11 protein-coding genes and 2 tRNA genes are annotated in these 11,452 nt (G+C 61.7%); 8 read left to right on the top strand and 5 right to left on the bottom strand.

Annotation, left to right across the window (positions count from 1 at the left end; translation table 11 throughout):
* Position 1 precedes the first annotated feature (1 nt).
* Positions 2-274, top strand: coding sequence for an HU family DNA-binding protein (locus NKH13_RS04600; protein ID WP_006201846.1), 273 nt, complete (start codon positions 2-4; stop codon positions 272-274).
* A gap of 74 nt (positions 275-348) precedes the next feature.
* Here NKH13_RS04600 and NKH13_RS04595 read toward each other — a convergent pair whose 3' ends face one another.
* Positions 349-1,371: an aldo/keto reductase gene (locus tag NKH13_RS04595; protein WP_352714765.1), complete on the bottom strand. Its 1,023-nt coding sequence runs from the start codon at positions 1,369-1,371 to the stop codon at positions 349-351.
* A gap of 186 nt (positions 1,372-1,557) precedes the next feature.
* Here NKH13_RS04595 and hxlB point away from each other — a divergent pair, with 186 nt between their 5' ends.
* Both hxlB and NKH13_RS04585 read left to right on the top strand, forming a co-directional pair.
* The gene (hxlB, locus tag NKH13_RS04590) at positions 1,558-2,124 is read left to right on the top strand and encodes a 6-phospho-3-hexuloisomerase (protein WP_352910849.1); all 567 of its coding nucleotides are present in this window, start codon (positions 1,558-1,560) and stop codon (positions 2,122-2,124) included.
* Positions 2,125-2,129: 5 nt separating this feature from the next.
* Positions 2,130-2,873 (top strand): creatininase family protein, encoded by a 744-nt coding sequence (locus tag NKH13_RS04585; RefSeq protein ID WP_352714761.1) that lies wholly within the window; start codon positions 2,130-2,132, stop codon positions 2,871-2,873.
* A 51-nt stretch (positions 2,874-2,924) separates the two neighbouring features.
* Here the strand turns inward: NKH13_RS04585 and NKH13_RS04580 are convergent, their stop codons facing one another.
* The 3 genes from NKH13_RS04580 to NKH13_RS04570 all read right to left on the bottom strand — a co-directional run bounded on the left by NKH13_RS04580 (position 2,925) and on the right by NKH13_RS04570 (position 6,770).
* The gene (locus NKH13_RS04580) at positions 2,925-3,842 is read right to left on the bottom strand and encodes a carbohydrate ABC transporter permease (protein WP_352449354.1); all 918 of its coding nucleotides are present in this window, start codon (positions 3,840-3,842) and stop codon (positions 2,925-2,927) included.
* Between the two features lie 13 nt (positions 3,843-3,855).
* Entirely contained in the window at positions 3,856-4,977 is a 1,122-nt protein-coding gene (locus tag NKH13_RS04575) for a carbohydrate ABC transporter permease (protein ID WP_352715223.1), read from the bottom strand.
* Positions 4,978-5,105: 128 nt separating this feature from the next.
* Complete coding sequence (locus tag NKH13_RS04570; RefSeq protein WP_352714760.1) at positions 5,106-6,770, bottom strand: ABC transporter substrate-binding protein; 1,665 nt, start codon at positions 6,768-6,770, stop codon at positions 5,106-5,108.
* Positions 6,771-7,063: 293 nt separating this feature from the next.
* Between NKH13_RS04570 and NKH13_RS04565 the strand changes: the two genes are divergently transcribed.
* From NKH13_RS04565 to rbsK, 3 genes are read left to right on the top strand one after another with little or no spacing between them, the layout of a single operon-like run.
* Entirely contained in the window at positions 7,064-8,122 is a 1,059-nt protein-coding gene (locus tag NKH13_RS04565) for an ABC transporter ATP-binding protein (RefSeq protein WP_352714758.1), read from the top strand.
* A 31-nt stretch (positions 8,123-8,153) separates the two neighbouring features.
* Positions 8,154-8,606, top strand: a complete 453-nt coding sequence (locus tag NKH13_RS04560) for an RbsD/FucU family protein (RefSeq protein WP_352714756.1) — start codon at positions 8,154-8,156, stop codon at positions 8,604-8,606.
* Positions 8,607-8,610: 4 nt separating this feature from the next.
* A complete protein-coding gene (rbsK, locus tag NKH13_RS04555) occupies positions 8,611-9,552 on the top strand; it encodes a ribokinase (protein ID WP_352714754.1) in 942 nt (313 codons plus the stop codon).
* Between the two features lie 228 nt (positions 9,553-9,780).
* On the opposite strand, the gene NKH13_RS04550 is transcribed toward rbsK, so the two are convergent.
* Positions 9,781-9,857 (bottom strand) — tRNA-Asp (locus tag NKH13_RS04550).
* 217 nt (positions 9,858-10,074) lie between these two features.
* On the opposite strand from NKH13_RS04550, the gene NKH13_RS04545 reads away from it, so the two are divergent.
* A tRNA-Val gene (locus NKH13_RS04545) sits at positions 10,075-10,150 on the top strand.
* Positions 10,151-10,966: 816 nt separating this feature from the next.
* A complete protein-coding gene (locus NKH13_RS04540; RefSeq protein WP_352714752.1) occupies positions 10,967-11,290 on the top strand; it encodes a hypothetical protein in 324 nt (107 codons plus the stop codon).
* Positions 11,291-11,452: the final 162 nt, after the last annotated feature.

Here is an 11,452-nt window from a genome sequence, read left to right as displayed (position 1 = left end):
TATGAACAAGAACGAACTGGTATCCGCTGTCGCCGATGCCGCGAGTATTTCGAAGGGTGACGCGCAGTCGGCGGTTGATGCGGTGTTTTCCGTCATCACCGGCGAACTGAAAAAGGGCGGCGATGTCCGGCTTGTCGGCTTCGGAAATTTCACCGTGTCAAAACGCGCCGCGTCGACCGGCCGCAATCCGCAGACCGGTGCGGAAGTGAAGATCCCGGCGCGCACCGTGCCGAAGTTCTCGGCCGGCAAGGGCCTCAAGGACGCTGTCAACTAAGCGCCTCCTTAAGTCTTTCAGAGAAAAGAAAAGCCGGCATATCCGGTTTTTCTTTTCTGTTGGAAAGGGCGGCGCTATGCCGTCGGCGCGTCAGTGCGCATCAAGCCTTCGTTCTTGAGATCGGCCCACAGCGCCGATGGCAGCTTCGCGTCGAGCAGCGAGCGATTGCTTTCGACTTCGCCCGGCCGCTGGCCGCCGGGGATTACCGAGACGACGGAAGGATGCAGCAGCGGGAACTGCAGCGCCGCCTCGATCAGGCGCACGCCGTGGCGCTTGCAGACGGCCTCGATGCGGGTAACGCGGTCGATGATGTCCTGCGGCGCCTCCGAATAATTGTAGTAGGCGCCGGGCTTCGGCCCGGTTGCCAGGATGCCGGAATTGTACGGCCCGCCGAGAACGATGCCGATGCCGCGTTGCTGGCATAGCGGCAGGAAAGACTGCAGCGCTTCCTGCTCCAGCAGCGTGTAACGCCCGGCAAGCAGGAACAGATCGAAATCGCCGCGCTCGGCCAGCGTCTGGGCAACCGGCCACTCGTTGATGCCGCCGCCGAACGCCTTGATCACGCCCTGGTCGCGCAATGCCAGCAATCCGTAGTAGCCGGAGCTCATGAATTCCTGGATGCGCTGGTCCGAGGCTTCCTTGCTGCCATGGGTGAAGATGTCGACATCGTGCACGAAGAGGATGTCGATGCGGTCGACGCCGAGCCGTTCCAGCGAGGCTTCGAAGGAGCGCATGACGCCGTCATAGCTGTAATCGTAGACCTCGCGGCGCGATGGGGTGTCGAAGAATTTGCCGATGCCGGTGCGCTGTTCCGGCGGGCAGGCGCGCATGATGCGCCCGATTTTGCTGGACAGCACGTAGTCGTCGCGCTTCTTCGAACGCAGGAACGGATTGAGCCGCGTTTCGGCAAGGCCCAGCCCATAAAGCGGCGCGGTGTCGAAGTAGCGGCAGCCGACCCGCCATGCCGTCTCCAGAGTGGCATTGGCATCCTCGTCGGAGACGGCGCGGTAGAGATTGCCGAGCGGCGCGGTGCCGAAGCCGAGCTCGGTGAAGTTGATGCCGCCATTGCCGATGCGGTCGAAATGCCGTGTCTTCATATGCTGCCGTTTCCTCGTTTTTGCGATTTGCCATGACACTATCACGGCTGCGGCGCATCAAAAGCACTGCGTGTCGTTGGACACCGATTTTCGCGGTGATAGCATGAGTGAAAACAAGCCGTTCGGGGCAGATGTGACTGAGATATTCAAGTGGTTCTCCGGCACCTGCAAGCTGGTGCAAATGTCATGACGGACGCCGGCGAAAACCTGTTTGGGATTGCGCTGAACGAACTTGGCACCGTGCTGGAGCGCATCGACGAAAGCCGCATCGACGCGGCTTGCGCCAGCTTGGCCGGCGCTAAAAAGATCGTCACCTATGGCTGCGGCCGCGAGGCGCTGCAGGTCAAGGGTTTTGCCATGCGGCTCTATCATCTCGGCTTGCCGGTGTCGGTCGTCGGCGACATGACCACGCCGCCGCTGGGCGCGGGCGATGTCTTCCTCGCCAGCTCCGGCCCGGGCGAGACCTCGACCGTGCTGACCTTGATGCGGGTCGCGCGCGAGGCCGGTGCCGCCGTCCTGCTGCTCACCGCGCAAGCCGACAGCACTGCCGCAAAGCTGGCCGACGTCACACTGCTTATTCCTGCTCAGACCATGGCCGACGACCAGGGCCCGGAAAAGACATCCGTCCTGCCGATGGGCTCGGTTTTCGAAGGCGCGCTGTTCGTCCTCTTCGAAGTGATGGTGCTGAAGCTCAGGGATCTGACCGGCGTCTCGCCGGAAGCGATGCGCGCTCGCCACACCAATATGGAGTAGGTGTCATGCGCTACGAATTGATGCTGCCGCACCAGATCCGCAAGGCGATCGCCGAGAACCGGCCGGTCGTGTTGCCGCTCGGTGTGCTCGAATATCATGGCGAGCACATGGCCGTCGGCATGGACACGCTGGCGGTGGTCAAGAGCCTGGAACTGTTTGAAAAAGAAGCCGACATCGTCATGCTGCCGCCCTTCTATTACGGCGCGGCGAGCTATACGGTTGCAGCGCCGGAAGGCAGCGGCTCGGTGCAGGTCGGCGGCAATGTGCTGGCGCCATTTGCGGAAGAACTGTTCTACAGCCTGCTGCGCATTGGCTTCCGCAACATCCATGCCATCATTCACCACCAGACCGAAAATTTTGCCGCCGGCATGCCAACCGATCTCGCCTTCAAGGCCGCCGGCCGGCAGGCGATCTTCCGCTTCCTGGAGAAAGAACGCGGCGAAGGCTGGTGGGGCTCTGCGGCGATGGCCGACTATTATGCCGAGCACGCCGAGGGCATCAATTTCTTCAACTGGGTGCAGGTGCATCCGCTGATGCCGGCCTCAATGCACAGCCAGTATCCGTTCGACCATGCCGGCATCGGCGAGACGTCACTGATGCTGGCGTTGTGCCCGGAAGCGGTGGATGCCGGCCGCTTCGCCGACAACACCGGCTGGTACACGGCAAGTGCGCCCGAAGCCTCGGCGGAATTGGGGCAAAAAGGGGTTGCCATGATCCTCGAGCATTTGCGGGCAACACTTTCGGGTTAGCGCGGTTTTCCCTTCTCCCACAAACAAGGGGAGAAGGGAGAGCTGGCGCAGTTATTTCACCGCGCCCGCTGTCATGCCCATGATCAGGTAGCGCTCGAGCGCGATGCCGATGACGGCGAGCGGTGTGATGGCGGCGGTGGCAAGCGCTGCCATCGACCACCAGTTGATGCCTTGTGAGCCGGTCTGGCTCGCCACCATGACAGGAATGGTCTTGGCATCGGTCGAGGTCAGGAGCGCGGCGAAGAAATACTCGTTCCAGCACAGCACCATCGCCAGGATGAAGGCCGCGACCATGCCGGGCAGCGCGATCGGCATGACGATGCGCAAGAAGGCGCCCCAGATCGATAGGCCGTCGACGAGTGCTGCCTCCTCCAACTCCACCGGGATGGAGTTGAACTGGTCGCGCATGATCCAGATGACGATCGGCAGCACCATCAGCGTGTAGAGCAGGATCAGCCCGACGCGTGTGTCGAGCAGGCCGACTTCCCGGTAGAGCACGAGGAACGGCAGGGCCAGCACCACCGGCGGCAGGATCAGCTGCGACAGGAAGAAGAAGGAGATGTCCTCGTTCCTGAACCAGGCGAATTTGTAGCGGTAGCGGGTCAGCCCGTAGGCGGCGAGGCTGCCGATGACGATGGCGAGGGTCGACGCGCCGACCGAGGTGATGACCGAATTCATGAAGCGCTTGATGAATTCGTCGCGCACCGTCGACGTCCGAAAGATCGAGTCCGGCGACAGGCCGAGCGAACGCCAGCCTTTCCAATCGGGCTGGAAATCGACGAACGGGATCAGATGGCCCTGGGTGACGTCGACCGCGGTCTTGAACGAGGTGGTTATCGTCCAATAAATCGGGAACAGGCAGATGAAAGCCCAGAAGATGAGGGCGCCGTAGATGAAGACGCGGTTGGCGACGAAGCTCGCCGGCGAGCGGATTTCGGAGGCGGCATAGTCGGTGGTTTGAACGCTCATCTTGCCGGCCCGATCAGTTGACGTTGCGCACGAAGCGGGTGGCGAATTTCAGCAGCCAGGTCACGAACACGATGATGATGATCAAATAGGCCATCGCCAGCATCGTGCCGTAGCCGACGTTCGAGCGGTCGCGATATTCGCGGTAGATGAAACTGGACACCGAATCGGTCGCGCCGCCCGGGCCGCCGGAGGTGACGGTGATGATGATGTCGGCAAGCTTCAGCTTGAAGATGATGCGCAGGATGACCGCCGTCACCGACACCGGCAGCATCAGCGGGAAGGTGACTTGCCAGAAAGTCTGCCAGGCGGTGGCGCCATCGACACGCGCCGCCTCGAGCACCTCGCGCGACATCGCCTGCAGGCCGGCGAGCAGCATGATCATCATGAACGGGATGAAAGTCCAGGCATCGAGCACCATGATCGAGATGCGGGCGGTGATCGGGTTGGAGAAGAAGGCCGGGTTTTCCCAGCCGAGATGCCGCGCCAGCGTCGCGGCGGGCCCGAAGCGGTATTCCATCAGCGACTTGCCGATCATCCACGAAACCGCGACCGGCGACAGCATCAGGGGCATGAGAAACACGACGCGGAAGAATTTTCGTGCCCTAATCTGCGCGTTGAGCAGCAGCGCCAGGCCGAAGGCGATGACATATTCGACGAACACCGCCAGCACGTAGAGCACCATATTGAACAGCGCGTTGCGATAATAGGCGTCGTTCAGCATCTGCCAGAAATTGTCGAGCCCGTTGAACTGCCTTCCGCTGAAGGAACTGAGGTTCCAGTCGGTCAGCGCGATGTAGAAGCCGAACAGCGTCGGGAAGATCACCATGGCAATGGTGAACAGCAGCGCCGGCAGCAGGAACAGCGCGCGCTGGCCGTCCTCGCCGCGCGTCAGCACCTGGCCGATGCCAAGCGCGACACCCCACAGCACATAGGCGTAGACCACCGGCCGCCAAGTCTCGAAGCCGATAGCGTCGACATCGCTCTTGTAAAGGATCTGCAGCGCAATCACCGCCAGAAGGCCGAGCGTTGCAGCAGCCATCAGCGCCCAGCCAAGCCGTTTGCGGCTCCGCGGTATCAGGTCGGATGGCACGGCGCCTGCCGGCCATTCACTTGTCGACAAAGTCTGGTCAGCCAGGGTCCGGTCAGCCACGCGTCTTGCCCGTTCACAGGAGGCTCGATGACCGGCCGAGCCGGTCGAGGCCAAGTCGGTCACGGGGAGGTCCGGCGGCTGTGCGCCGCCGGACCAAGTTTCACGATCTCAGCCTACATGCCGAGCGAGGCCTTGTAGAGCTTGATCTGGTTGTCGCGGCCGATCTGGTCGGTCAGCTTCTCCCAGGCGGCTGCGATGGCGTCGGCGCCTTCCTGCGCCTTCATCTTGCCGGCAAAGGTGTTGGCCAAAATGTCCTCGGCGGCGCTGTAGTATTGGAAGATGCCGGGGATGCGCGGCTCGATCGCCGCGTTGGGATGGTTGTAGCTGTCGGCTTCCGACTTCAGATACGAGGTGATGAACGCCTCGTCGTAGCCCGCCGCCACCCATTCCGGAATGTTGAAATGCGAGTTGCGATAGGGCTGGAAACCCGACGGATAGGCCGCGCACCAGAGCGACAGGTCCTTGCCGCCGAGATGGGCAGCGGCAGACCATGCCGCCTTCTTCTTCTTTTCGTCGCTGTCGACGCGGGCCATGACATAGACGCCCCAGCCGAGATAGGCGCAGTTCGGCGCATGGTTCGGACCGCTGGCGAGCTTGTCCCACTGGCCGGTCTTGGAGTTGTAGACATCGTCCGAGCCCGGCAGGATCGAGAAGCCGGTGATGTCGCCGACCACCGAGGAATCGTTGGTCTTGACGTTCGAACCGACGTCGCCCCACCAGGTGACCATCGAACCGGTGCCTGCCAGGAATTGCTGGAAGGCGGTGGTGTTCGGGTCGGCGTTGATCTGGTCGGCAGGTTCGGAGGGCAGGGCATCGATGACGTCCTGGATCGCCCGCACCCATGCCGGATTGTTGACACGCGGCTTCATCGTGTCGGCATCGAACAGCCAGGCCTTGTCATCGGGATGCTTGGCGTAGGCGCTGGCGCGGCTGCCGAGGAAATAAAAGCCGAAACCGCCCCAGGGCTTGGGCGCATCGAGATAGCCAAAGACATCCTGGCCCTTCACCTGCTTGCCCTTGAGGAATTTCGTCACCGCCTGCACCTGCTGCCAGGTCTTCGGCACGCCCCATTCGCCTTCTCCGCCGCCGTCCTTCCAGGCCTTGGCGAGGTCGGCATCGGCGAACACGTCGGTGCGGTAGTTGAAATTATGTGCGTCGCCGTCAACGGTCACGCGATATTGCTTGCCGTCCCATGTGCCCACCGGCGGCTGCAGATAGGCCACGACATCCTTCATGTCGATCTGGTCCTTGACCCAGTCCGGCATCTCGGAGGTGAGACCCTTGCCGCAGACGTCGCCTTCGAACGGTGCTCCCATTTCGATGATGTCGAAATCGACGGTGCCGGTCGCAATCGACTGCTGCAGGCGGGCGTTGTAGTCAGCCTGCGCCAGGTCGATCCAGTTGATCTTGGCGCCGGTATAGGTCTCCCACGGCTTCAGGAAACCGCGAAACAGCACATTGTGCAGGTTCTGATTGTTGAGGCCCATGAAGGTGAGTTCGACACCGGCGAATTCGCCTTCCTTGACATTGGCCTTGGTGGCTCCCAGGCAAAGCTCGCCGACCTGCTGGAAGTCGGCATCGGTCGGCTGACCCTTGCCGACGCCCGGGATCTGCAGGATCTGCGCGCGCAGATCGTCGGCGGCCGCAGCCGGGCGCGACAGGGCACCAAGTCCGGCGCTTGAGGCCGTGGCGAGGGCGGCCATGCTGGCCGCTCCCTTCAGCACGTCGCGGCGGGTGGCCCCGGCGCGGACAAGTTGGTTATAAAGGCTGACTTTCATCTCGTTCCTCCCAGAAGGTCAATTGTGAATTGGTTCAGATGGTGGAGCGCCGATTATGTTCCCAACGACAGCGACTCCCGTAAATAGCGGCCCGAATTCTCCCTCCCGCGACGCTTGGCATTCAGTACCGGACAAGCGTACCGGTGCGCCCGGAACAGGGTCATAAGCCGGGCAATTGTCACTATTCGCACAACGAAGTGCGGTGTCAACGTGAATGGGTTTTTTATCTATAAGAGACTGACTTGCCCTCGCCGTTTGCGTTGTTTAGCTTCACGGCAACTGAAGGGGGAATAATGGCTCAAGTCGCGATCCGCAATGTTGCCAAGGCGTTCGGAACCGTCAAGGTTCTGCACGATGTCAGCGTCGACATCGCCGACGGGCAGTTCGTGGTGCTGGTCGGGCCTTCCGGCTGCGGCAAGTCCACGCTGCTGAGGATGGTGGCTGGGCTGGAAACCGTCTCCGGCGGCACCATTGCCATCGGCGAGCGCGTCGTCAACCATCTGCCGCCGGCCAAGCGCGACATCGCCATGGTGTTCCAGAACTACGCGCTCTATCCGCACAAGACGGTCGAGCAGAACATGGCCTTTGCTCTCAAGCTGCGCAAAACCGACCCGGCGGTGGTCACTGAGCGGGTCAAGCGCGCCGCCGACATCCTCGACCTCAACCCCTACCTCAAGCGCTATCCGCGCCAGCTCTCCGGCGGCCAGCGCCAGCGCGTCGCCATGGGCCGCGCCATCGTGCGTAACCCGCAGGTGTTCCTGTTCGACGAGCCGCTCTCCAATCTCGATGCCAAGCTGCGTGTCCAGATGCGCACCGAGATCAAGGAACTGCACCAGCGGCTGAAGACCACCACCATCTACGTCACCCACGACCAGATCGAGGCCATGACCATGGCCGACAAGATCGTGGTGATGCGCGACGGTCGCATCGAACAGGTCGGCGCGCCGCTGGAATTGTTCGACCGGCCGGCCAACCTGTTTGTCGCCGGCTTCATCGGCTCGCCCTCGATGAACCTGCTCAAGGGCGTCGTGCGCAAGGGCGACAAGCCCGTCGTCGAGATCGCCGGGACGCGGTTCCCGATTGCGGCGAACAGTGCCGTGGAAGATGGCCGCAATGTCGTCTACGGCGTGCGGCCCGAGCATCTCGAAATCCATCCCGATGGTGTTCCGGCGAAGATTTCGGTGGTCGAGCCGACCGGTTCCGAGACTTTGGTGTTCCTGCGCTTCGGCGAGGGCGAGATGGTGGCGCTGTTCCGTGAACGCCACGACTTCAAGCCGGGCGACACACTGCACCTGAAACCGCGGCTCGACCAGGTGCATCTCTTCGACGCAGAGACCGGCAAGCGTCTCTGATTTCGCCCCAGCAAACTTCGCGAGGAATACCATGCTCAAAGGAATCAATCCCCTGCTCAATGCCGATGTGCTGCAGGCGCTGCGGGCGATGGGCCACGGCGACGATCTGATTATCGCCGACACCAATTTCCCGTCCGATTCGGTGGCGCGCCAGACTGTGCTTGGGCGGCTGCTGCGCATCGATGCATCGGCGGCCGACGTGGTCAAGGCGGTGCTTTCGCTCTATCCGCTGGACACCTTCGTCGATGACGCGGCCGCGCGCATGGAGATCGTCGGCAAGCCGGACGACATTCCCGCCGTGCAGCAGGAAGTGCAAAAAGAGATCGATGCCGCCGAGGGCAAGGCCTGGCCGATGATCTCGGTCGAGCGCTACGCCTTCTACGAACGCGCCAAGAAGGCCTATTGCGTCATCCAGACCGGCGAGCGCCGCTTCTATGGCTGTTTTGGCTTCCGAAAGGGTATCGTGCCGCCGGATGCGGAGTAGCGGCATGCCGGCGAAACCGATCGTCACGAAGCCGGTTGTCATATTAGGCGTCTTCGTCGCCGACACCGCCTACCGCGCCGCCCGCCAGCCGCGCATGGGCGAGACGATCCTGGGCACGTCCTTTACGCTCGGCCCTGGCGGCAAGGGCTCGAACCAGGCAGTGGCGGCCGGCCGGCTCGGCGCCGACGTCACCTTCCTGACCCGGCTCGGCGTCGACCCTTTCGCTGACATGGCGAGGCAGACTTGGGCGCATGCAGGCGTAAAGAGCGCCGTCATCGACACGCCGGAAAGCTACACCGGTGCCGCCTACATCTTCATCGAGGAGACGAGCGGCAACAACGCCATCATCGTCAGCCCCGGTGCGGCGATGCTGATCTCGCCCGTCGATATCGAGGCAAATGCCGGCCTGATCCGCGCGGCCGGCGTCTTCGTCACCCAGCTCGAACAGCCGATCGAGGCGGCGCTGCGGGCGCTGGAGATCGCGCGCGGGGCAGGGGTGACCACCATCCTCAACCCGGCGCCGGCGGCTAAGCTTCCGGACCGTATCTACACGCTTTGCGACTATGTCACGCCGAACGAGACTGAGGCCGAGGAACTGACCGGCATAAAGGTGTCCTCCATCGACGATGCCCGCCGTGCTGCCGACAGCCTGCTGGAGAAAGGCGTTGGCGCGGTCATCGTGACGCTCGGCGAAAAGGGTGCGCTGCTGCATGCGGCCGATCGTTCCGAGCATGTCGCGGCGGTCGCCGCCGGCCCGGTCATCGAGACCACCGGCGCGGGCGACGCCTTCAATGGCGGCCTGGCTGCCGCGCTGTCGAGAGGGATGGAACCCTTGCAGGCGGTGCGCTTCGCCTGCGCCGTCGCCGGCATCTCGGTGACGCGTCCAGGCACCGCCCCGTCCATGCCGACGCTGCCGGAAGTCGAGGCGCTGCTGGCGAGGGGGTGAGCCCGTCGCTGCGGGATGAGACTGTAAGCGGCAGCGAATGGGTTAGACTCGGCGCCTGTCCGAGAGATTATCGTCTTCAGGCTGGACCACAACAGGCTGGCAGGTCGATGGATAAGGATCGATGCCATTCGAAGCAATGAACCTGGACTGGGTCACGAAAGAAGATGGTTTTGACAAATCAACGTCGACATTTCTCCGACATCAAGGGGACGTGACCCCAAGGAGAAATGGCGCGAGTGACGGGGCTCGAACCCGCGACCTCCGGCGTGACAGGCCGGCACTCTAACCAACTGAGCTACACCCGCGCATGGACGAGCACGTGTCAGCCGTGTTCGTCGTTGGGGCGGTGGATAAGGGGTAAGCCACCGGGTGTCAAGCGGACCCGGACAGCATAACAGCAAACAGCAGAAGGTTTTTTGACAAGCAGAACTTTGTTGCCGAAACCGGCTCCCGGCCAAGCCGCTGGCCGCTCATTTGGCCTTGCGAAGCCGGTCCTAACTGCTTAAAGGTCCGGCCCGGAGCGGGCGATTAGCTCAGTTGGTAGAGCGCTTCGTTTACACCGAAGATGTCGGCGGTTCGAGCCCGTCATCGCCCACCATTTTCCGCCACGTGTTTCAACCAGGCATGTTCGTGCCACGTCAGGCTCATACGCCTGCACTGCAGGCGACTCGTCCAACTGGCGATTGGTAGACGCAACCATCTGGTATCCTTTATCATTTCGCCAATCTGCATGCACCGGGCTACACTCCATCGCCCCAAAGCTGACCCGTCCGGCGCAATCTCTGATCGCCCGGCCGCATCGAAAAGACGCGGCAGGCTTCTTTGGTTGCCCGGATACAGAGTCAATGCCGGGCGTTGACCCTTCGCGATAATGTCGGCACGGCCTGGAGGTCGGACGTGAAAGAATTCCCTCGGGAGCCCGATAACATCCCAGTAGCACATGCTCGTCAGACCACTGAACACGGAACCGCGCTGATTGAGGAACTTCGCTACACGATCGCCCTTATCGCGCCGGCTGATCGAGGCGTCACATTCACTGCTGAAGAGGTCGCAGAGCCAAGGCAGGCGTGTCGAGGGTGATGGTATCGAGATTGGCTAACACGCACGTGGTTTGTCGACGCTAAGGTCCCCCGTAGTGCACATGGACCCTCGATACTGAGTTGTCCGCAGGCAAGCACCAGCCTCAACACAACCAATGGTTTCGTTGTCGTTACCGTATCTCCGCTCGCAAATGCTTCACGGTTCGGGTGACGCGGATGAGTCTACTAGGACTTTAGTCTGATTCAAACGGTCTTTCTGTTGGGACTTAAGTCTGGTCTGATGCCTCGCTATGCGGCAAACGATTGCCGAAAGTTAAAACTTACAGTAATTTAAGGGAGCACAAAAGAAAGCTAAATCTTACTTGCATATGGGCATGGGCGGAAGCGAAAATATTCCTGGGTGGCTTACGAGTCATCTTCCGAATGATCCTGTGATCGCAGGAGATCTCGCGGATAAGATATCGAAGGAGGCTGAAAAAAACCGGCTTCCAGGCGAACGGGTTGTGACAACCCGTAACGAAGAAGAAATCTTCAAGAAAGAAAAAGTTGAACCTTATCCCGACGCCACGGTTGCGGGAGTCTTTGCCAGCGGTTCATTCCTTGCGCTGTTGGTGTTAGCCATTTATCTGCTTTATGTGCTCTCGATTGTGGCCGGGGGAACGGTTACGGATGTTCCCCTTCCGCTCCCGCTGGACTAGTAGACGCTCCGCTAACACTCGAATTAGCCCGCACCGTGTTGATGCTGCGGACTTTTTTGGTGGTGGAACACGTGGTCCCGACGAAGGTTTCGTTCCCGCGGCAAAGGTGTTCACGCGGGGCAGCTGGCTGCTGCAGAACGGCAGCATCGTAGTTCTATAAGC

The sequence above is a fragment of the Mesorhizobium sp. M1348 genome, assembly GCF_040317925.1.
GTDB lineage: Bacteria > Pseudomonadota > Alphaproteobacteria > Rhizobiales > Rhizobiaceae > Mesorhizobium.
This window is presented reverse-complemented; position numbering and strand designations above follow the sequence as displayed.